General features: G+C 64.6%; 23 protein-coding genes. 13 read left to right on the top strand and 10 right to left on the bottom strand.

Annotated elements, in window-relative coordinates; translation table 11 throughout:
- Positions 1-51: 51 nt before the first annotated feature.
- Together trpB and trpA are read left to right on the top strand one after the other, a co-directional pair.
- Positions 52-1,272 (top strand): tryptophan synthase subunit beta, encoded by a 1,221-nt coding sequence (gene trpB / locus WIN67_RS00200; protein ID WP_102862457.1) that lies wholly within the window; start codon positions 52-54, stop codon positions 1,270-1,272.
- Entirely contained in the window at positions 1,272-2,084 is an 813-nt protein-coding gene (gene trpA, locus WIN67_RS00195; RefSeq protein ID WP_102881424.1) for a tryptophan synthase subunit alpha, read from the top strand. Before trpB ends, trpA begins: the two co-directional genes overlap by 1 nt.
- Positions 2,085-2,173: 89 nt before the next feature.
- Here trpA and WIN67_RS00190 read toward each other — a convergent pair whose 3' ends face one another.
- Positions 2,174-2,500 carry a DOPA 4,5-dioxygenase family protein gene (locus tag WIN67_RS00190; protein WP_102881423.1) on the bottom strand — a complete coding sequence of 109 codons (327 nt, stop codon included), beginning with the start codon at positions 2,498-2,500 and terminating at the stop codon, positions 2,174-2,176.
- A 106-nt stretch (positions 2,501-2,606) separates the two neighbouring features.
- Entirely contained in the window at positions 2,607-3,605 is a 999-nt protein-coding gene (locus tag WIN67_RS00185; protein ID WP_102881422.1) for a LysR family transcriptional regulator, read from the bottom strand.
- Positions 3,606-3,837: 232 nt separating this feature from the next.
- Here WIN67_RS00185 and ubiA point away from each other — a divergent pair, with 232 nt between their 5' ends.
- Together ubiA and WIN67_RS00175 are read left to right on the top strand one after the other, a co-directional pair.
- A complete protein-coding gene (ubiA, locus tag WIN67_RS00180) occupies positions 3,838-4,746 on the top strand; it encodes a 4-hydroxybenzoate octaprenyltransferase (RefSeq protein ID WP_339070465.1) in 909 nt (302 codons plus the stop codon).
- A 53-nt stretch (positions 4,747-4,799) separates the two neighbouring features.
- The gene (locus tag WIN67_RS00175; protein WP_123390213.1) at positions 4,800-5,261 is read left to right on the top strand and encodes a DoxX family protein; all 462 of its coding nucleotides are present in this window, start codon (positions 4,800-4,802) and stop codon (positions 5,259-5,261) included.
- Here WIN67_RS00175 and WIN67_RS00170 read toward each other — a convergent pair.
- On the bottom strand, positions 5,227-6,177 hold the full coding sequence (locus WIN67_RS00170) for a choline sulfate utilization transcriptional regulator (RefSeq protein WP_123390210.1): 951 nt from the start codon (positions 6,175-6,177) through the stop codon (positions 5,227-5,229). The genes WIN67_RS00175 and WIN67_RS00170 overlap by 35 nt on opposite strands.
- 114 nt (positions 6,178-6,291) lie before the next feature.
- Here WIN67_RS00170 and betC point away from each other — a divergent pair, with 114 nt between their 5' ends.
- From betC to WIN67_RS00155, 3 genes are all read left to right on the top strand, one after another.
- The gene (gene betC, locus WIN67_RS00165) at positions 6,292-7,806 is read left to right on the top strand and encodes a choline-sulfatase (protein ID WP_213664498.1); all 1,515 of its coding nucleotides are present in this window, start codon (positions 6,292-6,294) and stop codon (positions 7,804-7,806) included.
- A gap of 15 nt (positions 7,807-7,821) precedes the next feature.
- The gene (gene choX / locus WIN67_RS00160) at positions 7,822-8,739 is read left to right on the top strand and encodes a choline ABC transporter substrate-binding protein (RefSeq protein ID WP_339070464.1); all 918 of its coding nucleotides are present in this window, start codon (positions 7,822-7,824) and stop codon (positions 8,737-8,739) included.
- Positions 8,740-8,866: 127 nt separating this feature from the next.
- Positions 8,867-10,435, top strand: a complete 1,569-nt coding sequence (locus WIN67_RS00155) for a SulP family inorganic anion transporter (RefSeq protein ID WP_170001368.1) — start codon at positions 8,867-8,869, stop codon at positions 10,433-10,435.
- A gap of 103 nt (positions 10,436-10,538) precedes the next feature.
- Here WIN67_RS00155 and aroE read toward each other — a convergent pair whose 3' ends face one another.
- Both aroE and hemF read right to left on the bottom strand, forming a co-directional pair.
- Positions 10,539-11,360, bottom strand: a complete 822-nt coding sequence (aroE, locus tag WIN67_RS00150) for a shikimate dehydrogenase (RefSeq protein ID WP_339070463.1) — start codon at positions 11,358-11,360, stop codon at positions 10,539-10,541.
- 93 nt (positions 11,361-11,453) lie between these two features.
- Positions 11,454-12,371: an oxygen-dependent coproporphyrinogen oxidase gene (gene hemF, locus WIN67_RS00145; RefSeq protein ID WP_110652517.1), complete on the bottom strand. Its 918-nt coding sequence runs from the start codon at positions 12,369-12,371 to the stop codon at positions 11,454-11,456.
- Between the two features lie 168 nt (positions 12,372-12,539).
- On the opposite strand from hemF, the gene WIN67_RS00140 reads away from it, so the two are divergent.
- Complete coding sequence (locus tag WIN67_RS00140) at positions 12,540-13,517, top strand: NADPH:quinone reductase (RefSeq protein ID WP_102881414.1); 978 nt, start codon at positions 12,540-12,542, stop codon at positions 13,515-13,517.
- Positions 13,518-13,581: 64 nt separating this feature from the next.
- Here WIN67_RS00140 and WIN67_RS00135 read toward each other — a convergent pair whose 3' ends face one another.
- Positions 13,582-14,139 (bottom strand): L-threonylcarbamoyladenylate synthase, encoded by a 558-nt coding sequence (locus WIN67_RS00135; protein ID WP_110652515.1) that lies wholly within the window; start codon positions 14,137-14,139, stop codon positions 13,582-13,584.
- A 54-nt stretch (positions 14,140-14,193) separates the two neighbouring features.
- Complete coding sequence (gene dprA, locus WIN67_RS00130) at positions 14,194-15,300, bottom strand: DNA-processing protein DprA (RefSeq protein WP_306382214.1); 1,107 nt, start codon at positions 15,298-15,300, stop codon at positions 14,194-14,196.
- A gap of 399 nt (positions 15,301-15,699) precedes the next feature.
- Here dprA and def point away from each other — a divergent pair, with 399 nt between their 5' ends.
- The 5 genes from def (at position 15,700) to WIN67_RS00105 (ending at position 20,377) form a co-directional block, all read left to right on the top strand.
- Positions 15,700-16,206: a peptide deformylase gene (gene def / locus WIN67_RS00125; protein ID WP_339070462.1), complete on the top strand. Its 507-nt coding sequence runs from the start codon at positions 15,700-15,702 to the stop codon at positions 16,204-16,206.
- Positions 16,207-16,275: 69 nt separating this feature from the next.
- The gene (fmt, locus tag WIN67_RS00120) at positions 16,276-17,235 is read left to right on the top strand and encodes a methionyl-tRNA formyltransferase (protein ID WP_273922726.1); all 960 of its coding nucleotides are present in this window, start codon (positions 16,276-16,278) and stop codon (positions 17,233-17,235) included.
- On the top strand, positions 17,232-18,557 hold the full coding sequence (rsmB, locus tag WIN67_RS00115) for a 16S rRNA (cytosine(967)-C(5))-methyltransferase RsmB (RefSeq protein ID WP_110594144.1): 1,326 nt from the start codon (positions 17,232-17,234) through the stop codon (positions 18,555-18,557). Before fmt ends, rsmB begins: the two co-directional genes overlap by 4 nt.
- 22 nt (positions 18,558-18,579) lie before the next feature.
- Entirely contained in the window at positions 18,580-19,953 is a 1,374-nt protein-coding gene (gene trkA / locus WIN67_RS00110) for a Trk system potassium transporter TrkA (RefSeq protein ID WP_102862439.1), read from the top strand.
- 106 nt (positions 19,954-20,059) lie between these two features.
- Positions 20,060-20,377: a tetratricopeptide repeat protein gene (locus WIN67_RS00105; RefSeq protein WP_170001370.1), complete on the top strand. Its 318-nt coding sequence runs from the start codon at positions 20,060-20,062 to the stop codon at positions 20,375-20,377.
- A gap of 152 nt (positions 20,378-20,529) precedes the next feature.
- On the opposite strand, the gene WIN67_RS00100 is transcribed toward WIN67_RS00105, so the two are convergent.
- From WIN67_RS00100 to tag, 3 genes are all read right to left on the bottom strand, one after another.
- On the bottom strand, positions 20,530-20,769 hold the full coding sequence (locus tag WIN67_RS00100) for a PilZ domain-containing protein (RefSeq protein WP_092318073.1): 240 nt from the start codon (positions 20,767-20,769) through the stop codon (positions 20,530-20,532).
- Positions 20,770-20,841: 72 nt separating this feature from the next.
- Positions 20,842-21,729 carry a lysophospholipid acyltransferase gene (locus WIN67_RS00095; RefSeq protein WP_102881409.1) on the bottom strand — a complete coding sequence of 296 codons (888 nt, stop codon included), beginning with the start codon at positions 21,727-21,729 and terminating at the stop codon, positions 20,842-20,844.
- 43 nt (positions 21,730-21,772) lie between these two features.
- Positions 21,773-22,336 carry a DNA-3-methyladenine glycosylase I gene (tag, locus tag WIN67_RS00090; protein WP_102881408.1) on the bottom strand — a complete coding sequence of 188 codons (564 nt, stop codon included), beginning with the start codon at positions 22,334-22,336 and terminating at the stop codon, positions 21,773-21,775.
- Between the last annotated feature and the right edge of the window lie 48 nt (positions 22,337-22,384).

Genomic DNA, 22,384 nt, shown 5'->3' with positions numbered 1-22,384 from the left:
ATTGTCCTTCCATGAATCTGTCATTCCACACACTTCCCCGGGAGCGCTCCAATGACCCAGTCCCAATTGCGTAATGGTCCTGACGACAACGGCCTGTTTGGCGCGTTCGGCGGCCGTTATGTGGCAGAAACCCTGATGCCGCTGATCCTCGACCTGGCCCGTGAATACGAAAAGGCCAAGGAAGATCCCGAGTTTCTCAAGGAGCTGGCCTACTTCCAGCGCGACTACGTCGGCCGTCCAAGCCCGCTGTACTTCGCCGAACGCCTGACCGAACACTGCGGCGGCGCCAAGATCTACCTCAAGCGCGAAGAGCTGAACCACACCGGCGCGCACAAGATCAACAACTGCATCGGCCAGATCCTCCTGGCCCGGCGCATGGGCAAGAAACGCATCATCGCCGAGACCGGCGCCGGCATGCACGGCGTGGCCACCGCCACCGTGGCCGCGCGTTTTGGCCTGGATTGCGTGATCTACATGGGCACCACCGACATCGAACGCCAACAGGCCAACGTGTTCCGCATGAAGCTGCTGGGCGCCGAAGTGATCCCGGTCGTCGCCGGCACCGGCACCCTGAAAGACGCGATGAACGAAGCCCTGCGTGACTGGGTAACCAACGTCGACAGCACCTTCTACCTGATCGGCACCGTGGCCGGCCCGCACCCTTATCCGGCCATGGTCCGCGACTTCCAGGCCGTGATCGGCAAGGAAACCCGCGAGCAGATGCAAGCCCAGGAAGGCCGCCTGCCGGACAGCCTGGTGGCGTGCATCGGCGGCGGCTCCAACGCCATGGGCCTGTTCCACCCGTTCCTCGACGACAAAAGCGTGCAGATCATTGGCGTTGAAGCCGCCGGCTACGGCATCGAGACCGGCAAGCACGCCGCCAGCCTGAACGGCGGCGTACCGGGCGTGCTGCACGGCAACCGCACCTTCCTGCTGCAGGACGACGACGGCCAGATCATCGACGCCCACTCGATTTCCGCCGGCCTCGACTACCCCGGCATCGGCCCGGAACACGCCTGGTTGCACGACATCGGCCGCGTCGAATACACCTCGGTGACCGACGACGAAGCCCTGGCCGCGTTCCACCAGTGCTGCCGCCTGGAAGGCATCATCCCGGCCCTGGAAAGCGCCCACGCCCTGGCCGAAGTCTTCAAGCGCGCGCCGACCCTGCCCAAGGATCACCTGATGGTGGTCAACCTCTCGGGCCGCGGCGACAAAGACATGCAAACCGTCATGCACCACATGCAACAGTCCCAGCAGGAGAAACACTGATGAGCCGCCTGCACACCCGCTTTGCCAAGCTCAAGGAACAGAACCGCGCCGCCCTGGTGACCTTCGTCACCGCCGGCGACCCGAACTACGACACTTCCCTGGCGATCCTCAAGGGCCTGCCCGCAGCGGGTGCCGACGTGATCGAACTGGGCATGCCCTTCACCGATCCGATGGCCGACGGCCCGGCGATCCAGCTGGCCAACATCCGGGCCCTGGGGGCCAAGCAAAACCTGGCGAAAACCCTGCAGATGGTCCGCGAGTTCCGCGAAGGCAACAATGAAACCCCGCTGGTGCTGATGGGCTACTACAACCCGATTCACCATTACGGCGTGGCGCGCTTCATTGCCGACGCCAAGGCATCTGGTGTGGATGGACTGATCGTGGTGGACATGCCGCCGGAACATAACAGCGAGCTGTGCGACCCGGCCCAGGCCGCCGGCATCGACTTCATCCGCCTGACCACCCCAACCACCGACGACGCGCGCCTGCCCAAGGTGCTCGACGGCAGTTCCGGCTTTGTCTACTACGTTTCGGTAGCCGGGGTGACCGGTGCCGGCGCCGCCACCCTGGAACATGTGGAAGAGGCCGTGACCCGCCTGCGTCGCCACACCGACCTGCCCATCAGCATCGGTTTCGGCATCCGCACCCCGGAGCAGGCCGCCGCCATCGCCCGTCTGGCAGACGGCGTGGTCGTGGGCTCGGCGCTGATCGACCACATCGCCAATGCCGAGTCTTCCGAGCAAGCGGTGGATGGCGTCCTGAGCCTGTGCGCAGCCCTTTCCGAAGGGGTACGCAAGGCTCGGGTCAGCTGAAGGTAAAGACCAGACCGCAAGATCAGGGGGGCGCAACCAAAGGTTGCGCCCCCCTTTTTGCATGGTGTGCACGAGCAACCACCGGCTCCTTAGAACCCCGTCAGATCCAGCGGCCGCATGGCCCCCATCCAGATCGCATGATCGGTGTGATCGAGCAAATCGTCCCCGGTATCGGGGTGCAGGAACACCACCAGCCCCCGGCGATTGAGTGCCAGCCACGGCACTACCTGGGCAAACACCTCAGGGGCGAACGCCAACTGGCAACTCCAGTCCGGATGGGGCCCCACCGGCCGCTCGTGGACCCGACCCATTTTCAGGTCAAACAGCTGCGCGGCCTGCTCACACAAGGCCCGGGCCTGGCCGATGGTACTGGCGTCGAAGTAGACGTGGGCGTGATAACCCTTGATCCGTTGCATGCAAACCCTCGCGATAAAAGACCAAGCTTCAAGGCTCGTCACAGAGGCTGAGCACCCTCTGTGGAAAAAAACACCGGCCCCATGAAAACACCGAAAGCCGAGCAGCTCAAAGCGGTTGCGCCAGCGCGCCTGCCACCTCCAGCAACTGCTGGCGCAACCAGAGATGGGCCGGGTCTGCCGTGTTGCGTCCATGCCAGATCGCCAACAGCGACGACGCTTCAACCGCCAGTGGCAGCGCCCGCTGACACAGGCCAAAGCGCTGTTCGAAAGCCCGGGCCAGCGGCCCCGGCACAATCGCCACCAGCCGCGACTGTTCCAGCAACTGCGGCAGCACCAGGGCATGGGGCAGGGTGACCTTGTATTGGGGACTGCGGCCAATCGCCGCCAGCGCCTGCTCCAGGCGCTGGCGATCGAACATCTCCGACTGCCGGGCAATACCGCGCTCAAGAATGTAGCCGTTGACCGCGCCTTCCTCCTGCCCGCCTACCGACAGTGTGATCAATGGCTGGTCCGCCAGGGCCTCAAGGGTCAACTCGGGCAGGTCGAGCAAGGGATGCTCGGGACACATCAGCAACACATCCTGCTGCTGCCAGAGACGGGCGCTGTGCACTCGCTGCGGCAGCTCGGCAAACACCCCCACGGCCAGGTCGATGCGCCCGACGTCGATCTGCTCGGCCAGATCCAGGCGGGTCGCCGGGCGCACCACCAGGTCCACCCCCGGAGCTTCCTGGGCCAGGCGCCGCAACAGCGGCGCCAACAGCACCGAACTCAGATAGTCATTGGCGGCAAGGGTGAAGGTACGCGTTGCGCTGGCGGGGTCGAACGCCTCCACGCCCACGGTGCGCTGAATGGTCAGCAGTGCTTCGCGCAGCGGGCCGGCAATTGCTTCGGCACGGGCCGACGGCTGCATGCCCTTGGCGGTGCGAATAAACAACTCGTCCTGCAGGGACTCACGCAACCGGGTCAAGGCATGGCTGACCGCCGACTGGCTCAGATGCAGGCGCTTGCTGGCCAGCAGGATGCTGCGGTCCTCATAGACGGCATCGAAAACCCGCAGCAGGTTGAGGTCGATACGCGGGACGCGGGGCACTTCATCACGGAGCATATTGCATATCCTGCAGGAGGCTATTGCGGATTGTTCCCTTGCCCCAAGGGGCGGGCGCGGGCAACTTTAGCGCATCCGACAAGCGAGCAGATGGCACTGAAAATCAAACCGTGCGATCACGGCCACGGCTTGCCCGAAGTTCAGTGAAAGCAACTGACCTGAGTGTTTTTCGACCCCTTGAAACCTCGTCCTCAGTTGCGATCAAGACCGTGCTCAAGTTCAGGGAACGAAGATGCCCGCAAGCCCCGACCTCAATGACATTCGCGACCACGATTGGGTCGCCACCCGGCTGCCCCGCTCCTGGCAGGCCTACGCCCGCCTGATGCGCCTGGACCGGCCCATCGGCACCTGGCTGACCCTGCTGCCGGCCCTGGCCGCGTTGATACTCTGCGCCGGGCGTATTCCACAGGTCGGCACGGTGCTGGTGTTCGCCCTCGGCGCCCTGCTGATGCGCAGTGCCGGCTGCTGCATCAACGACATCCTCGACCGACGCTTCGACGCCCAGGTCAACCGCACCCGCCAGCGGCCCCTGGCCAAGGGCTCACTGAGCCTGAATCAGGCCCTGGCTTGCCTGGTCGTACTCTTGCTGCTGGCGGCCGCATTACTGCCCTTGCTGCAACCACTGACGGTGCTGCTGGCCCTGGGCTGCGTGCCGCTGACCCTGATCTACCCGCTGTTCAAACGCTTCACCCACTGGCCCCAGGCGTTTCTCGGCGCGGTGTTCAACTGGGGCGTGCTCATGGCCAGCGTGGAAACCACCGGCAGCCTGCAAGCCAGTGCGCTGGCACTGTGGCTGGGCTGCCTGTTCTGGCAGTTGGGCTACGACACGCTCTATGCCTACAGCGACCGTGAGGACGACCTGAAAATGGGCCTGCGCTCCACCGCGACGCTGTTCGCCGAACGGGGCAAGACCTGGATCGCCGGGTTCTACGCCATGACCGTGCTGTGCTGGTGCGCCGCGGGCCTGCTGGCCGGTGCCAACCCGGGCTTTTTCATCGTGCTGCTGCCGATCGCCTTGTCCCTGGCCTACCAGCTCAGCCTGTTCAGTCCAGACCACCCGGAGCCCTGCAACGACCTGTTTCGCAGCAACTTCCACGTCGGCGTGCTGCTCCTGGCCGGCGCCTCGGTGGCCATCGTTTAACCGCTGAACACTCAGCAACCCGCAACACTCCCAACCACACAAGGACTTGTCATATGCCTGCCCGCTCAATCGCATCACCACTCTCGGCACCGGAACAATGGGCCGCCCTGTTCCTGCGCCTGGCCCTGGGCGCCATGTACATCGCCCATGCGCTGTTCAAAGTCCTGGTCCTGGGTTGGCCGAGCACCCTCAAGCTGTTCGGCGCCACCGGCATGCCCGAGTGGATGACCTACCCGGCGGTGTGCGCCGAGCTGGTGGGGGGCTTGTTGCTGATACTCGGGGTCGGCGTGCGCTGGATCGCCCTGGGGCTGCTGCCGATGCTGCTGGGGGCGATTGTCTTCGTCCACGGCGCCCACGGCTGGATCTACACCAGCCCGGGCGGCGGCTGGGAATACCTGGCCTTCCTGGCGGTGGTGTCGGTGTCGCTGGTGTGCCTGGGCAACGGCGCACTGTCCCTGTTGAGCCTGTTCAAGGCGCCGCCTACAAGGCAATGGACGGCAACGACAGCCCCTTGAGGGATTGAGCGCTGCCGGCTTGCTCGGCCATCAGCCAGTCGACGAAGCGCTGGATCAATGGGCCACGGCGCTTGCGTGGCGGCAGCACCACGTAATAGCCGTAGCCGGACAGCGCACTCTGGGCGATCGGCCGGCACAACAGCCCCTGCGCCAGCAAATCGTCCACCAGATGACGCCAGCCGATGGCCACGCCCTGACCGCCGATGGCCGCCTGGATCAGCAGGGTGTAGTTGTCGAAACGCAATTGCCCGGGAGGCGGGGCGCCAGCCAGGCCCAGTTCGCGGAACACCCCGCTCCAGTCGAACCAGTGGCTGGCGTTTTCACCCCGCAGGTGCAGCAGCGGCATCTCCAGCAGGGCATGGGCGGGCAGGGGAGCCAGACGCTCCTTGAGCAGCAGCGGGCTGCACACCGGAAACACTTCCTCGCTGAACAGCCAGCGACTTTCGCCGTGCTTGAAACGCCCGTCGCCGAACAGCACCGCCACGTCGATATCGCTGCGCAGCATGCTGTGGCTGCGTTCACTGGTCACCAGGCTGACGTCCACCTGGGGATTGGCCTCATGAAAACGATGCAGGCGCGGCATCAGCCAATAGGCGGCGAAGGCGAAGTCCGTGGCCACCTGCAACACCTCGTGCTGATGCTGCTGGCTCAGAGCACTGAGGCCGGCATCGATGCTCTGCAAGCCGACCTGCACCTGTTCCAGTAGCAAGGCGCCGGATTCGGTCAGTTCGATACCGCGGTAGATCCGGTCGAACAGGCGCACGTTCAACCGCTCCTCCAACCGTTTGATCTGCTGGCTGATGGCCGGCTGGGTGGTCCCCAGTTCCACCGCCGCGGCGGTGAAGCTGCGCAAACGGGCCGCTGCTTCAAACACCCGGAGCAGGTCCAGGGACAGGTCGCCAAGGGCTTCATACATAAGCTGTGCTTATCCTAGTCATTGCCGTGCATGGGCTTTACCGCCAAAGACATGGAATCCATGCTCGATCGCAGCACTTTCGCATAACCATCGACTATGGAATGCCGCGAATCCATGAAGCGCAAGAACATTCTTTTCATCATGGCCGACCAGATGGCCGCGCCCTTGCTGCCATTCTACGGTTCATCACCGATCAAGCTGCCGCACCTGAGCCGCCTGGCTGCCCAGGGCGTGGTATTCGATGCCGCCTACTGCAACAGCCCACTGTGCGCGCCGTCGCGCTTTACCCTGGTGAGCGGGCAGTTGCCGAGCAGGATCGGCGCCTACGACAACGCTGCGGACTTTCCCGCCGACGTGCCCACCTACGCCCACTACCTGCGGCGCCTGGGCTACCGCACCGCGCTGTCGGGCAAGATGCACTTCTGCGGCCCGGATCAGTTGCACGGTTATGAAGAGCGCCTGACCACCGATATCTACCCCGCCGACTACGGCTGGGCAGTGAACTGGGATGAGCCCGAGGTGCGCCCCAGCTGGTACCACAACATGTCCTCGGTGCTGCAGGCCGGGCCCTGCGTGCGCACCAACCAGCTGGATTTCGATGAAGAGGTGGTGTTCAAGGCCCAGCAGTACCTGTTCGACCATGTGCGCGAAGCCGGCGACCAGCCGTTCTGCCTCACCGTGTCCATGACTCATCCCCACGATCCCTACACCATCCCCAAGGCCTTCTGGGACCTGTACCGCGACGACGAAATCCCACTGCCCCAGACCCCACCGCAGAGCGAACTGGACCCTCATTCCCAGCGCCTGCTCAAGGTCTACGACCTGTGGGACAAGCCGCTGCCTGTGGATAAGATCCGCGACGCGCGGCGGGCCTACTTCGGCGCCTGCAGCTACATCGACAGCAACGTCGGCAAACTGCTGCAGACCCTTGAAGACACCGGGTTGGCGGACGACACCCTGATCGTGTTTTCCGGCGACCACGGCGACATGCTCGGCGAGCGCGGCCTCTGGTACAAAATGCACTGGTTCGAAATGGCCGCCCGGGTGCCGCTGTTGATCTGCGCGCCGGGGCAGTTCGCCGCCGGGCGAGTCAGCGCGGCAGTCTCCACCGCCGACCTGCTGCCGACCCTGGTGGAACTGGCCGGCGGCCGGGTGGAGGCGGACCTGCCCCTGGACGGCCGCTCCCTGGTCCCCCATCTGCTGGGGCAGGGCGGCCACGATGAGGTCTTCGGCGAATACATGGCCGAAGGCACCATCAGCCCGCTAATGATGATTCGTCGGGGCGCCTACAAATTCATCTACAGCGAAGACGACCCCTGCCTACTCTTCGACGTAGCCAACGACCCCCAGGAACACCGCGACCTCAGCCAGTCGGCCGAGCATCGAGCGCTGTTCGACGCCTTCCTCGCCGAAGCCCGGGCCAAGTGGGACATCCCCACCCTTCACCAACAGGTCCTGGCCAGCCAGCGCCGTCGCCGCCTGGTGGCCGACGCCCTGGGCCGGGGCACGCGCAAGAGCTGGGATCACCAGCCACTGGTAGACGCCAGTGCGCAATACATGCGCAACCACATCGACCTCGACGATCTGGAGCGCAAGGCGCGTTATCCACAACCCTGCCAACACCAATAATCCAAGGGGAAGAGCATGCAAAAGTTATCCACAGCGCTGGCCGTCGGGTTCCTGGCTCTGGGCAGCACAACCGCCTGGGCCGACTCGTGCGCAACCGTGAAAATGGCCGATCCGGGCTGGAGCGACATCGCCGCCACCAACGCCATCGCCAGCTTTCTACTGGACGGCATGGGCTACAAGGCCAAGATCGACACCCTGGCGGTGCCGATCACCTACGGCGGCCTCAAGGACGGCCAGGTGGATGTGTTCCTGGGCAACTGGATGCCGGCGCAGCAGGGCTTCTACGACAAGTTCGTGGCCAATGGCGAGGTGATCCAGCTGGCGAAGAACCTGGAAGGCACCGAGTTCACCCTGGCGGTTCCGGACTACGTGTGGGACGCCGGGGTGCACGACTTTGCCGACCTGAGCAAGTTCGCCGACAAGTTTGACAAGAAGATCTACGGCATCGGCTCCGGTGCCCCGGCCAACCTGTCGCTGCAGGAGATCATCAAGAACAACGAGTTCAGCCTCGGCCAGTGGAAGCTGATCGAGTCCAGCGAGCAGGCGATGCTCGCCGAAGTGTCCCGGGCCACGAAAAAACAGCGCTTCGTGACCTTCCTCGGCTGGACCCCGCACCCGATGAACGTGCAGCTGAAAATGCAGTACCTGACCGGGGGCGAGAAGTACTTCGGCGCCAGCGGCAGCGTCTACACCCTGACACGCAAGGGTTATGCACAGGCCTGCCCGAACGTCGGCAAGCTCCTTACCAATCTGCGGTTCACCCAGGACATGGAGAACGCCATCATGGCCGAGGTGGTGAACAAGAAGGTCAGCAACGCCGACGCCGCCAAGGCCTGGATCAAGGCCAACCCGGCGGTGCTGGAGCAATGGCTGGAAGGGGTCCGGACCATTGATGACAAAGAGGCCCTGGCGGCGGTGAAGGCCAAGTTGTAGCCCAAGGTGCGCCGGCCATTCGCCGGCAAGCCGGCTCCTACGGGATGAGGGGCCGGCCTCGGCACATGCCCAAGGCCGGACAATGCTTTACCCTGGCCCCCCTGAATCTACCCACCCGTGAGGAACCATGGCCTGGCCCAACCGCCATTCACTCCTGCCTTTCCTCGGCTGGCTGCCACAGCAGACCCGGGCCAGCGTTGGCCGGGATCTGCTGGTGGGCCTGAGCGGCGCGATTCTCGCCCTGCCGCAATCCATCGCCTATGCGCTGATCGCCGGCCTGCCGCCGGAGTACGGCCTGTACGCAGCCATAGTCCCGGTGCTGATCGCCTGCCTCTGGGGTTCGTCCTGGCACCTGATCTGCGGGCCCACGGCAGCGATCTCCATTGTTCTGTATGCCAGCGTCAGCCCTCTGGCGGTGCCGGCATCCGAGGACTACATCACCCTGATCCTGCTGCTGACCTTGCTGGCGGGCATCTTCCAGTGGCTGCTGGGGCTGCTGCGCTTCGGCGCCCTGGTGAACTTCGTCTCGCATTCGGTGGTGCTGGGTTTCACCCTAGGTGCCGCGGTGGTGATCGCCCTGGGGCAATTGCCCAACCTCCTGGGCCTGGAGCTGCCAAACCAGGCCACCGCCCTCAATAGCCTGACCTCGCTGCTGGAACACCTGGACGCTGTGGACCAGCCTTCGCTGTTGCTGGGGCTGGGCACCCTGATCGTCGGCCTCGGCCTGAAGCTGTTGGCGCCGCGCTGGCCCAGCCTGTTGCTCAGCCTGGTCCTCAGTGCGCTGGTGGTCTGGCTGCTGCCGGGGGTGTTCGGCCACGTCAAATTGGTCAGCGCCTTCGTGGGCCGGCTACCGCCCTTGAGCCCGTTGCCACTGGACCTGGATCTGGTCCTGCGGCTGCTGCCCAGTGCCGTGGCAGTGGGGATGCTGGGGCTGGTGACCAGCCTGTCGATTGCCCGCTCACTGTCGGCACGTTCGGAACAACTGCTCGACGCCAACCAGGAAGTCCGCGCCCAGGGCTTGTCGAACATGGTGGGGGCGTTTTTCTCCGGCTACCTGTCCTCCGGCTCCTTCACCCGCTCGGGCTTGAGTTATGAAGCCGGTGCCCGCTCGCCCCTGGCCGGGGTGTTCTCGGCGCTGTGGGTGGCACTGTTCGCGGTGGCCGGCGCCGGGCTGATCGCCCATATCCCGATTCCGGCCATGGCCGGGAGCATCCTGCTGATCTGCTGGGGCCTGGTGGATCATCGGGGCATCCGCGCCCTGTTCAGAGTCAGCCGCGCCGAATTTTTGGTGATGAGCCTGACCTGCATCGCCACCTTGCTCCTGGAGTTGCAGACGGCGATCTATGCCGGGGTCCTGGCGTCGCTGTTCTTCTACCTCAAGCGCACCTCCCAACCACGGGTGCAGCATTCCAGCGAGGGCGATGCAGACATCCTGCGGGTGGGTGGCTCGATCTTCTTTGGCGCCAGTCATTACCTGCAGGTGCGCATGCAACGCTGCCACGCACCGAACCTGGTGATCGACGCCCGGCAGATCAACTTCATCGATTATTCAGGGGTGGAGATGCTGCATCAGGAGGCGCGCCGGCTGAAACGCCAGGACCGCAGCCTGACCCTGCGCCGGGCACGGCAGACGGTGAAAGAGGAATTGATCAAGCTCGAAGGACCAGAGCACTGCCCGATCCGCTTCGAAGACTGACCCCCATCCGTAGGAGCCGGCTTGCCGGCGAAGAGGCCCTTGGACCTGGCGCCAGTCTTGAGGCCGCCTTCGCTGGCAAGCCAGCTCCTACGAGGGGGAGGGGTTACTGCGCCAACTGGCGGCGCAGTTCGGCCAGCACCGGGGCACTGTCCGGGCGCACGCCGCGCCACAGGTAGAAGGCTTCCGCCGCCTGTTCGGCCAGCATGCCCAGGCCATCGAGCACCAGCGCCGCTCCGTGATCGCTGGCCCAGCGGCAGAACGGCGTCGGCTCCTTGGCGTACATCATGTCGTAGCACACCGTTTTGCCCGGTTCGATCAGGCTGCTGGCAATCGGCGGCAAGTCCCCCGACAGGCTGGCGGAAGTGGCATTGATGATCAGGTCCACCGACTCCTGCAACCAGTCGAAGCCGCTGGCCGACACCGGCCCCAGGTCGGCGAACAGTTCGGCCAGCAACTCGGCTTTTTCCACGGTGCGATTGGCAATCACCACCGACGCCGGCCGCTGCGCCAACAGGGGTTCCAAGGCTCCACGCACGGCGCCACCGGCCCCCAGCAAAAGGATGCGCTTGCCCTTGAGACTGACCCCGGCGTTCACCGTCAGGTCGCGTACCAGTCCGGCGCCGTCGGTGTTGTCTCCCAGCAGAGTGCCGTCCGCTTGCTTGCTCAGGGTGTTCACCGCACCGGCCCGCTGGGCGCGCTCGGTCAGGCTGTCGCACAGGCGATAGGCGTCTTCCTTGAACGGCACGGTGACGTTGGCACCGCGGCCCTGGGCGAAGAAATCGCGGGCGGCATCGGCGAAATCGTCCAGAGGCGCCAGCAGGGTGTTGTATTCCAGTTGCTGGCCGGTCTGCTGGGCGAACAGCCGATGGATCAAGGGTGATTTGCTGTGGCCGATCGGATTACCAAAGACAACGTACTGATCCATCTCTCATCCCATTTGCTCAACACACTGGCAGGAACCGCGTCCGCCTTGAAGGCCTCTTCGCCGGCAAGCCGGCTCCTGCGCAGTGGGTGCGGTTTAGTTGCTGGCGGCCAGCCAGTCGCGGTCTTGCAGGAAGTATTCGGTCAGGCGCGCTTCTTCGCTGCCCGGCTCGGCCTTCCAGTCGTAGCCCCAGCGCACTTGCGGCGGCAGCGACATGAGGATCGATTCGGTGCGACCGCCCGATTGCAGGCCGAACAGGGTGCCACGGTCGTAGACCAGGTTGAACTCGACGTAGCGACCGCGGCGGAACTCCTGGAACTCGCGCTGCTGCTCGGTATAGGCGGCAGTCTTGCGGCGCTGGACGATGGGCAGGTAGGCCTCGATGTAGGCATCGCCGATGGCGCGCATGAAGGCGAAGCTGGTGTCGAAGTCCCATTCGTTGAGGTCGTCGAAGAACAGGCCGCCGATGCCCCGCGGTTCGTTGCGGTGCTTGATGTGGAAATAGCTGTCGCACCAGGCCTTGTAGCGCGGGTAGACGTCGGCACCGAAAGGCGCGCAGGCGCGCTCGGCAACCCGGTGCCAATGCACGCAGTCTTCTTCATTGCCGTAGTAGGGGGTCAGGTCGAAACCGCCACCGAACCACCAGACCGGCTCTTCACCTTCCTTCTCGGCGATGAAGAACCGCACGTTGGCGTGGGACGTCGGCACATGAGGGTTGTGCGGGTGAATCACCAGGGACACGCCCAGGGCCTCGAAACCCCGGCCGGCCAGTTCCGGACGGTGGGCACTGGCCGAAGGTGGCAGGCCGCTGCCGAACACATGGGAAAAGTTGACCCCACCCTTTTCGATCACTGCACCGTCGCCGATCACCCGGGTGCGTCCGCCACCGCCGGCAGGGCGGGTCCAGGCGTCCTCGATAAAGCGTGCGCCACCGTCTTCGGTTTCCAGTGCAGCGCAAATGCGGTCTTGCAGGTCGAGCAGGTAGGCTTTTACGGCCTCGGTGCGGGTAGTCATGGCATCACCTTGAATCGGGCAAAGCTACGCGGCGCTAGGGATGGAGCAGGGGACGCGCGCAAATGGGCGCGTAGCATAACACCGCGTCGGGGCGCTCCGCAGTTGACGAAGGTCAAGCACAGGAGTCCGATAGAGCACTTTCACGACACGACCAAGGAGAGAGTGCAGATGGCCAAACGTATCCAGTTCCGCGCCCATGGCGGCCCCGAAGTACTCGAGTATGTGGATTACCAGCCCGCCGAACCGGGACCACAGCAGGTTCGCGTCAGCAACAAGGCCATCGGCCTGAACTTCATCGACACCTATTTCCGCAGTGGCCTGTATGCCCCACCAGCACTGCCGTCCGGCCTCGGCGCCGAAGGCGCCGGGGTGGTGGAAGCGGTGGGCAGCGCTGTGACGCGCTTCAAGGTAGGTGATCGCGTGGCCTATGGCAGCGGCCCACTGGGCGCCTACAGCGATGTGCATGTACTGCCGGAAGCCAATCTGGTGCATCTGCCAGAGGCCATCAGCTTCGAGCAAGCCGCCGGGGTGATGCTCAAGGGCCTGACCGTGCAGTACCTGCTGCGTCAGACTTATGAACTCAAGGGTGGCGAAACCGTACTGTTTCACGCCGCAGCGGGGGGCGTCGGTTCCCTGGCCTGCCAATGGGCCAAGGCCCTTGGGGTAAAACTGATCGGTACCGTCAGCTCGCCGGAGAAGGCCGCCATTGCCAAAGCCCTCGGCGCCTGGGAAACCATCGACTACAGCCATGAAGACGTCGCCAAGCGCGTGCTGGAACTGACGGATGGCAAGAAGTGCCCGGTGGTGTATGACGGTGTCGGCAAAGACACCTGGCTGACCTCCCTGGATTGCCTGGCACCGCGCGGGCTGATGGTCAGCTTCGGCAATGCCTCGGGAGCGGTGGACGGGGTGAACCTGGGGATTCTCTCGGCCAAGGGCTCGCTGTACGTGACCCGGCCGACCCTGGCCAGCTACGCCAACAATGCCGAGAACCTGCAGCTCATGGCCGACGACCTGTTCGGCATGATTGCCAGCGGCAAGCTGAAGATCGAGATTGGCCAGCGCTTCGCTCTGGCGGACGCGGCCAAGGCCCATATCGAGTTGTCGGCCCGGCGTACTACCGGCTCGACCGTGTTGTTGCCTTAAGCGCTTTCGCCGGCAAGCCGGCTCCTACGGATGTTCATAGGAGACGGCTTGCCGGCGAAGCGGTTCAGGAAGGCCGCACCACCTTGCCGGTGGCCAGATCCCGAATCAGGCTTGGGTTCTTGCGCCCGCCCAGGCTACCGGTGAGCACCAGGTCCAGTTGTCCACGGAAATATTGCTCGATGCGCAGCCGCGTACGCGCCGCCGGCCGCCCCTGGGGATTGGCCGAAGTGGAAATCAACGGCCCCACCAAGGCACAGAGTTCACGGACCAGCGGATGGTCGCTGACCCGCAACGCCACCGTGTCATGCACCCCGGTCACCCACTGCGGCAGCAGGTTCTGATGGGGCACCAGCCAAGTGTTGGGACCCGGCCAGGTGCTGGACATGCGCTCGATCCAGGTATCCGGGAAATCCTCGAAGAGGAAATCGAACTGGTGGATGTTGTCGGCGATCAGGATCAGGCCCTTGTCCACCGACCGTGACTTGATTGCCAGCAGGCGATCCACCGCCTCTTCATTCCACGGATCGCACCCCAGGCCCCAGACCGCTTCGGTTGGATAGGCAATCACCGCCCCTGCGCGAATCTCTCGTGCGGCTTGCTGCACACGCCAACTGCTGACCATTGCCGAATCTCCAGATAAAAGCTGTGCGCAGTTTACCGATCCTGCCTATAAAACCTAGCTCAGACGCGCAAACCAGCGGCCGTTTTCGTTGACGGCCCGCGCCTCGATTTCCAGCTCGGTCAGTGCCGCCAGCACCCGGGGCAGGGACCAGCCGCTGGCAAGCGCCAGGGCCTCGCTGCTGTGGGGGGCCGCCTGCAGCAGCGCCAACAGCGGATGCTCGCTGGCCTCCACCGGCGCTGCGGTGGGCGGTGGCAGGTGTTGCCAACCTCTCAGGGTTTCCAGGATGTGCTGCACGCTTTCCACCAGCACCGCGCCATCACGGATCAGTTGATGACACCCCCGGGCACCGGGGTGATGAATCGAACCGGGGATCGCGTACACCTCGCGGCCTTGCTCGGCCGCCAGGCGGGCGGTGATCAGCGAGCCGCTGGCGACACTGGCTTCCACCACCAGCACCCCCAGGGACAAGCCACTGATGATCCGGTTGCGCCGGGGGAAGTGCTCCGGACGTGGGCCAGTGTCCAGGGGGAACTCGGAAATCACTGCGCTGCCCTGCTCGATCATCGCCCTGGCCAAGGCCCGATGCCGCTGTGGATAACATTTTTCCAGGCCCGTGCCCAACACCCCCACGGTACGCCCACCCACGTCCAGGGCCGCCTGGTGCGCAGCGCCATCGATCCCCAGGGCCAGGCCGCTGGTGATCACGAATCCGGCGGCGGCCAGACTCCGGGAAAACGCCGCGGCCGTGTCCAGTCCCGGACGCGAAGCCCGACGGCTGCCCACCAGCGCCAACTGCGGCCGTTGAAGAATCGACGGATCGCCGGCCACGAACAACAGCGGTGGCGCATCCTCCAATTGCGCCAGCAGCGGGGGATAGTCGGGCTGGTCCCACATCAGCAAATGCTGGGCCTGGTTGTCTATCCAGGCCAGTGCGCGGCGGGCGCCTTCCCGAACTTCGACACTGCGCCGGGCATCGGTACAGGCCGTCGGCAGACCCAGGGAGTGCCAGGCGCTGGCCGGAGCACTGAGGGCCTTGGAGGCTGAACCGAAGGCCTGGAGCAAACGCCCAAAGCGCATGGCGCCCAGGGCGGGCAGGCCATGCAAACGTAAACGGGCTTCCAGTTCCGCGGGGGAAATGGCGGCACTGATCGAGTGCGACATGGATCATCCTTGATCGTCATCGGTCCGGCGAAAGCCGGAACAATCTGTGGATAAGTCTGTTGGTAACTTGTTGAGGAAAGGTTTCCTGTTGCGCCAGGGAGATGCCCTGCCGAGGTCGGTCTTGCTCTGCCCAACCACCCGTGCAGCCAACCGCAAGCACGCCAATCAAGCCTGACGCAGCCGCTTGCAGGTCCGACCGATGGCGGTCCAGCCCAATAGCAGCAGGGCGAACAGACATTTCCTCAGGGGCTGAATCCCTTTATTATGTGCGTTCGCGTAAAACGCCAGAGCCTGCGCGGCTCGCTCCTTTGCAGAGCACGTTTTGCATCGGCGGCCCAGGTCCAGGACCTGCCAGGACGCCGACTCCGCCCTTACTTCACACGTGTAGCAATTACGCTTATGGCCATTTTAAACATCCTCGAATTCCCCGATTCGCGCCTGCGCACTATCGCCAAACCCGTGGCCGTAGTGGACGACGAAGTGCGTCAGTTGGTCGATGACATGTTTGAAACAATGTATAAGGCCCCAGGCATTGGTCTGGCGGCGACCCAGGTCAACGTGCACAAACGCGTCGTGGTCATGGACCTGTCCGAAGATCGCAGCGAGCCCCGGGTGTTCATCAACCCCGAGTTCGAAGCCCTGACCGACGAGATGGACCAGTATCAGGAAGGCTGCCTTTCGGTGCCGGGTTTCTACGAGAACGTCGACCGTCCGCAGCGCGTCAAGATCAAGGCCCTGGACCGCGACGGCCAGCCCTATGAGCTGATCGCCGAAGGTTTGCTGGCGGTGTGCATCCAGCACGAATGCGACCACCTCAACGGCAAGCTGTTCGTCGACTACCTGTCCACGCTCAAGCGTGACCGGATCAAGAAGAAGCTGGAAAAGCAGCATCGCCAGCAGGCTTGATGACCGTCTTGCAAAGGCTTGCCACGGCAAGCCTTTTTCTTTTCCGCATGTTTAACATCGAGAATTCCCATGACTGAGCCACTGCGCATCGTCTTTGCCGGCACCCCCGAATTCGCCGCCGAACACCTCAAGGCCCTGCTCGACAGCCCTCACCAGATTGTCGCGGTCTACACCCAGCCGGACCGTCCGGCGGGGCGCGGGCAGAAGCTGATGCCAAGCCCGGTCAAACAGCTGGCCCTGGAGCACCAGATCCCGGTGCTGCAACCGCCCACCCTACGCAATGCCGAGGCCCAGGCCGAACTGGCGGCGCTCAAGCCGGACCTGATGGTGGTGGTGGCCTACGGCCTGATCCTGCCTCAAGTGGTGCTGGATATTCCGCGCCTGGGCTGCATCAACAGCCACGCCTCCCTGCTGCCGCGCTGGCGCGGTGCCGCGCCGATCCAGCGCGCCGTAGAAGCCGGCGACGAGGCCAGCGGCGTGACCGTGATGCGCATGGAAGCCGGCCTGGACACCGGGCCGATGCTGCTCAAGGTCAGCACCCCGATCAGCGCCCAGGACACCGGCGGCAGTCTGCACGACCGCCTGGCCGAGCTGGGCCCGCCGGCAGTGCTGCAAGCCATCGAAGGCCTCGCCGCCGGCACCCTGGAAGGCGAAATCCAGGACGACAGCCTGGCCACCTACGCCCACAAGTTGAACAAGGATGAAGCGCGCATCGACTGGAATCGCCCGGCCGTGGAGCTGGAGCGCCTGGTCCGGGCCTTCAATCCCTGGCCGATCTGCCACAGCACCCTCAATGGCGAAGCCCTGAAAGTCCTGGCAGCCACCCTGGCCGAAGGCCGTGGCACCCCGGGCGAGATCCTCGGCGCCAGCAAGGACGGCCTGATCGTCGCCTGCGGTGAACAGGCGCTGTGCCTGACCCGCCTGCAACTGCCCGGGGGCAAGGCGCTGAACTTCAGCGATCTGTTCAACAGCCGCCGCGAGAAATTCGCCATCGGCACCGTCCTCGGCCAGACGGCGGACGCCCAATGAACCCGCGCCTGGCCGCCGCCAAGGCCCTGACCGCGGTCCTCAACGGCAAGGCCTCGCTCAACAGCTCGCTGCCGGTCCAGCTGGACAAGGTCGAGGTCCGTGATCGCGGCTTCACCCAGGACCTGGCATTCGGCACCGCACGCTGGCAGCCGCGGTTGTCGGCGCTGGCGGCCAAGCTGCTGCAGAAGCCGTTCAAGGCCGCCGATGCCGATGTCGAGGCGCTGTTGCTGGTGGGGCTCTATCAGTTGCTCTACACCCGAGTGCCGGCCCACGCCGCCATCGGCGAAACCGTGGGCTGCGCCGACAAGTTGAAAAAGCCCTGGGCCAAGGCCCTGCTCAACGCCGTGCTGCGCCGCGCCCAGCGTGAAAGCGAGGCCCTGTTGGCCGAGCTGGAACATGATCCGGTGGTGCGCACCGCCCACCCACGCTGGCTGCAGAAGTCCCTCAAAGCCTTCTGGCCTGAGCAATGGGAAGCCATCTGCGCCGCCAACAACGCTCACCCGCCGATGATCCTGCGGGTCAATCGTCGTCATCACTCCCGGGATGCCTACCTGAAGCTGTTGAGCCAAGCAGGGGTTGCGGCCAAGGCCTGCGTCTACAGCCAGGACGGCATCGTCCTCGACGAAGCCGGTGATGTGCGCAGCCTGCCGGGCTTTGCCGAAGGCTGGGTCAGCGTCCAGGACGAAGCCGCGCAACTGGCTGCCGATCTGCTGGAACTGGCCCCGGGGCAACGGGTGCTGGATGCCTGCTGCGCCCCGGGCGGCAAGACCTGCCACATCCTCGAAGTGCAGCCGCAATTGGCTGGCGTGGTGGCGGTGGACCTGGAAGCCAAGCGCCTGGTGCGAGTGCGAGAAAACCTCGACCGCCTGGGGCTCGATGCCCAGCTGATTGCCGCCGACGGCCGGGATACCCAGGCCTGGTGGGACGGCCAGCCGTTCCAGCGCATCCTGCTGGACGCTCCCTGCTCGGCCACCGGGGTGATTCGTCGCCACCCGGATATCAAACTCACTCGCCAAGCCGAAGACATCGCCGCCCTGGCGCAACTGCAAGGCGAACTGCTGGACGCCCTGTGGCAGACCCTGGAAGTGGGCGGCATCCTGCTCTACGCCACCTGCTCGACCCTGCCCACCGAGAACACCGAAGTGATCGAGGCCTTCCTGTCCCGCACCCCGGGAGCTCGTGAGTTGGACATCGGCGGCCAACTGGGGCAGCCTGCGGCCGGCCTCAAGCAGCCCCACGGACGCCAGTTGCTGGCGCAAGAGGGCGGCCACGACGGCTTCTATTACGCCAAACTGATCAAGATCGCCGCAGCTCGCGGCTAAACGGTTTTAAGGGAGTGACTGGATGAAAATCATCATCCTCGGCGCCGGGCAAGTGGGTGGCACGCTGGCGGAACACCTGGCCAGCGAAGCCAACGACATCACCGTGGTCGACACCGACGGCGAACGCCTGCGCGACCTCGGCGACCGCCTGGACATCCGCACCGTGCAGGGCCGCGCCTCGTTCCCGACGGTATTGCGCCAGGCCGGCGCCGACGACGCCGACATGCTGGTGGCGGTGACCAACAGCGACGAAACCAACATGGTTGCCTGCCAGGTCGCCCACACCCTGTTCCACACCCCGACCAAGATCGCCCGGGTGCGCGAAGCCGCCTACCTGACCCGCGCCGGGCTGTTCGACAACGACGCGATCCCGGTGGACGTGCTGATCAGCCCCGAGCAGGTGGTGACCAACTACATCAAGCGTTTGATCGAACACCCCGGCGCCCTGCAGGTGATCGACTTCGCCGAAGGCAAGGCACAACTGGTGGCGGTCAAGGCCTATTACGGCGGTCCGCTGGTGGGCCAGCAACTGCGTCAGTTGCGCGAGCACATGCCCAATGTCGATACCCGGGTGGCGGCGATCTTCCGTCGCGACCGGCCGATCATGCCCAAGGGCGATACGGTGATCGAGGCCGACGACGAAGTGTTCTTCATCGCTGCCAAGGCCCACATCCGCGCGGTGATGAGCGAGATGCGCCGCCTGGAAGAGTCCTACAAGCGCATCGTCATCGCCGGTGGCGGGCAGATCGGCGAGCGCCTGGCCGAGGCCATCGAAAGCCGCTATCAGGTGAAGATCATCGAGATGAACCCGGCCCGCTGCCGCTACCTGTCCGACACCCTGGACAGCACCGTGGTGCTGCAGGGCAGCGCCTCGGACCGCGATCTGCTGCTGGAAGAGAACATCGCCGACGCCGATATCTTCCTGGCCCTGACCAACGACGACGAGGCCAACATCATGTCCTCGCTGCTGGCCAAGCGCCTGGGGGCGAAGAAGGTCATGACCATCATCAACAACCCGGCCTATGTCGACCTGATCCAGGGCGGCGATATCGACATTGCCATCAGCCCGCAGCTGGCCACCATCGGCACCCTGCTGGCCCACGTGCGCCGCGGCGATATCGTCAGCGTGCACTCCCTGCGCCGTGGCGCGGCGGAAGCCATCGAGGCCATCGCCCACGGCGACGCCAAGTCGAGCAAGGTGATCGGCCGCGCCATCGAGAGCATCGGCTTGCCGCCGGGCACCACCATCGGCGCGATCATTCGCGATGAAGAAGTGCTGATCGCCCACGACGACACGGTGATCGAAGCCGGCGACCACGTGATCTTGTTCCTTGTGGATAAAAAGCACATTCGCGACGTGGAGAAACTGTTCCACGTCGGCCTGAGCTTCTTCTGATCAACCACTGTGTAGCCGCTGCCGCAGGCTGCGATCGACTGCACCGCAGGCGCTGACCTTGCGCAGCCTGCGGCAGCGGCTACATGAGCCCACAGGAGTGACAACGATGCTTGAATCGCTGGAAAAAATGCTCGCCAAGGGTGTGGATAACGCCTTGCTGCGCTTTGGCCTGGGCAAGGGCTATCTGGACCAGGGCGATTTCGCCAAGGCCGCCGAGCACCTGCAGCACTGTGTGAGTTTCGATCCCAAGTATTCGGCGGCCTGGAAGCTGCTGGGCAAGGCCTGCCAGGGACAGGGCGACCTGGCGGCGGCGCGTCAGGCCTGGGAACAGGGCCTGGAAGCGGCCCGGGGGCATGGCGACAAACAGGCAGAAAAGGAAATGACCGTGTTCCTGAAAAAACTCGACCGCCAGTCTCAAGGCTGACCTCTATCCCCTGTAGCCGCTGCCGAAGGCTGCGAACGGCCCGCAGGGACGCAAAGATCTTGAGACGACACAGGTTCGGCTGGAGATCGCCAAGCAAGGCCCTTCGGTCCTTTTCCCAGCCTCGCGGGCTCGGCAGCGGCTACAGGACGATTTCACAGGTAGCGCAAGGCGATCCCTTCCGCGTCCGCCTGGACCACTTCCATGCGCACCCTGGGCGCCGCCGCCGGCAAGCCCTGCACCTGGCCATAGACCACCGCGCCCTTGGGCAATTGCGCCAGGACCGGGCTTTGCACATAGACGCCACTGGCAGACAGGTTGCGAGTCTGCCCCAGGCATTCGCCAATGCTCTCGTGGGAAATCTTGATGCGAAACGACTTGCGGTGCTCGGACATCTTCTGCGCCCTTGTTGTGTGTGCTGTGGATAACGCCCTACGCGAAGTTATCCACAGATCGTGCCAGCTCGGTCAGTACCAGCGTGCCTCACCCGGCGGGCGCTTCTTGAAGCGTTTCATGCTCCACATGTACTGGCTCGGGTACGCCCCGACATAGCGTTCGACCACCTTGCTCATGGCCGCACAGGAGGTTTCGGTGTCGGTGCTGTACATGTCGTCCGGGGCCGCTTCGAGGATCACCTTGTAGCCCGAACCATCCGGCAGGCGCAGGGCGTGAAGGAAGACCCCCACGGCCTTGCCGCCGGCCAGCATGTTCGGCACGAACTTGCTGGTCAGCGCCTGGGTGGCGAAGAAGGGCACGAAGATCCCGGCGGATTCGGCCGGTTCCGGGTCGGCGGGAATGCCCACCGCACCGCCTTTGCGCACTTCCTTGATGACGCTGAGGATGCCTTCCTTGGTGGAGGCCGCCACGCGGTTGCCCAGTTGCACCCGCTGCTTGCGCAGCAGCTCGTCCACGGCCTTGAGCTTGGGCGGACGATAGAAAATGATCGGTTTGCACTGGCTGCAATAGAAGTGGTTGAGCACTTCCCAGTTGCCCAGGTGGCTGGTGATGCCGACCACGCCCTTGCCCGAGGCCAGGGCGTCCTTGAGTACGTCCAGGCCCTCGACCTCCCGCACCAGAGCAATGGAGCGCTCCGCCGGCCAGATCCAGGCGCAAGCGCTTTCGGTCAGGGACTTGCCGATGTCTTTCAGGCTCTGTCCCACCAGACGCTCGCGCTCGGCGGGGTCCATCTGTGGAAAACATTTGGCCAGGTTGATGCGCACCACGTCGCGGGAGCGATTGGGGGTCTTCCACATGATCCAGCCGATGGCCGCGCCGACCGCCTGCACCGCGCGCCAGGGCAGCAGGGCAAACAACCGCAGAGCGCCCACCAGCAGGGCGCCTTTGAACTTATCCACAAATGACTCCTGATCTGTCGGTCTGAAGCGTGTCGCGAGCCGGCTATTCTAACCGCGCGTTGGAGAGGATGGCGTAACGATCACAGTCGCGGGTGTGATCCATGACCATGCCCGAAGCCTGCATCAGCGCGTAGCAGATGGTCGGGCCGACGAAGGTGAAACCGGCTTTCTGCAGGCCGCGGCTCATGGCTTCGGCCTCCGGGGTCACCGCCGGCACTTCGCTGCGGTCCCGGAAATGATTGATCTTGGGCACACCACCGACGAAGGACCAGAGAAAGGCCACCGGGTCTTCCAGCTCCAGCCAGGCCTGGGCATTGCGCCGGGCGGCGTTGAGCTTGAGGCGGTTGCGGATGATGCCAGGGTCCTGCATCAGGTCCTCGATCTCGGCGTCGCTCATCTGCGCCACGCGCTGCACATCGAAGCCGAACAGCACCTGGCGATAGCGCTCGCGCTTCTTCAGCACGGTGATCCAGGACAGCCCGGCCTGGAACCCTTCGAGCAATAACAACTCGAACAGACGCTGCCCATCGCGCAGCGGCACGCCCCACTCCTGATCGTGATAAGCCATGTACAGCGGATCGTCGGAACACCAAAAGCAGCGTGGCATAAGGCTCCAGGGGGCGTGCGCAGGACTGAATCGGGTATACTCCCGCTC

This window comes from Pseudomonas idahonensis (assembly GCF_037903935.1).
Taxonomy (GTDB): domain Bacteria; phylum Pseudomonadota; class Gammaproteobacteria; order Pseudomonadales; family Pseudomonadaceae; genus Aquipseudomonas; species Aquipseudomonas danubii.
This window is presented reverse-complemented; position numbering and strand designations above follow the sequence as displayed.

Excerpts from the sequence above, each read along its gene's own strand:
- trpB (WP_102862457.1), top strand. The coding sequence starts at position 52 with ATGACCCAGTCCCAATTGCGTAATGGTCCTGACGACAACGGCCTGTTT.
- trpA (WP_102881424.1), top strand. The coding sequence starts at position 1,272 with ATGAGCCGCCTGCACACCCGCTTTGCCAAGCTCAAGGAACAGAACCGC.
- WIN67_RS00190 (WP_102881423.1), bottom strand. The coding sequence starts at position 2,500 with ATGCAACGGATCAAGGGTTATCACGCCCACGTCTACTTCGACGCCAGT.
- WIN67_RS00185 (WP_102881422.1), bottom strand. The coding sequence starts at position 3,605 with ATGCTCCGTGATGAAGTGCCCCGCGTCCCGCGTATCGACCTCAACCTG.
- ubiA (WP_339070465.1), top strand. The coding sequence starts at position 3,838 with ATGCCCGCAAGCCCCGACCTCAATGACATTCGCGACCACGATTGGGTC.
- WIN67_RS00175 (WP_123390213.1), top strand. The coding sequence starts at position 4,800 with ATGCCTGCCCGCTCAATCGCATCACCACTCTCGGCACCGGAACAATGG.
- WIN67_RS00170 (WP_123390210.1), bottom strand. The coding sequence starts at position 6,177 with ATGTATGAAGCCCTTGGCGACCTGTCCCTGGACCTGCTCCGGGTGTTT.
- betC (WP_213664498.1), top strand. The coding sequence starts at position 6,292 with ATGAAGCGCAAGAACATTCTTTTCATCATGGCCGACCAGATGGCCGCG.
- choX (WP_339070464.1), top strand. The coding sequence starts at position 7,822 with ATGCAAAAGTTATCCACAGCGCTGGCCGTCGGGTTCCTGGCTCTGGGC.
- WIN67_RS00155 (WP_170001368.1), top strand. The coding sequence starts at position 8,867 with ATGGCCTGGCCCAACCGCCATTCACTCCTGCCTTTCCTCGGCTGGCTG.
- aroE (WP_339070463.1), bottom strand. The coding sequence starts at position 11,360 with ATGGATCAGTACGTTGTCTTTGGTAATCCGATCGGCCACAGCAAATCA.
- hemF (WP_110652517.1), bottom strand. The coding sequence starts at position 12,371 with ATGACTACCCGCACCGAGGCCGTAAAAGCCTACCTGCTCGACCTGCAA.
- WIN67_RS00140 (WP_102881414.1), top strand. The coding sequence starts at position 12,540 with ATGGCCAAACGTATCCAGTTCCGCGCCCATGGCGGCCCCGAAGTACTC.
- WIN67_RS00135 (WP_110652515.1), bottom strand. The coding sequence starts at position 14,139 with ATGGTCAGCAGTTGGCGTGTGCAGCAAGCCGCACGAGAGATTCGCGCA.
- dprA (WP_306382214.1), bottom strand. The coding sequence starts at position 15,300 with ATGTCGCACTCGATCAGTGCCGCCATTTCCCCCGCGGAACTGGAAGCC.
- def (WP_339070462.1), top strand. The coding sequence starts at position 15,700 with ATGGCCATTTTAAACATCCTCGAATTCCCCGATTCGCGCCTGCGCACT.
- fmt (WP_273922726.1), top strand. The coding sequence starts at position 16,276 with ATGACTGAGCCACTGCGCATCGTCTTTGCCGGCACCCCCGAATTCGCC.
- rsmB (WP_110594144.1), top strand. The coding sequence starts at position 17,232 with ATGAACCCGCGCCTGGCCGCCGCCAAGGCCCTGACCGCGGTCCTCAAC.
- trkA (WP_102862439.1), top strand. The coding sequence starts at position 18,580 with ATGAAAATCATCATCCTCGGCGCCGGGCAAGTGGGTGGCACGCTGGCG.
- WIN67_RS00105 (WP_170001370.1), top strand. The coding sequence starts at position 20,060 with ATGCTTGAATCGCTGGAAAAAATGCTCGCCAAGGGTGTGGATAACGCC.
- WIN67_RS00100 (WP_092318073.1), bottom strand. The coding sequence starts at position 20,769 with ATGTCCGAGCACCGCAAGTCGTTTCGCATCAAGATTTCCCACGAGAGC.
- tag (WP_102881408.1), bottom strand. The coding sequence starts at position 22,336 with ATGCCACGCTGCTTTTGGTGTTCCGACGATCCGCTGTACATGGCTTAT.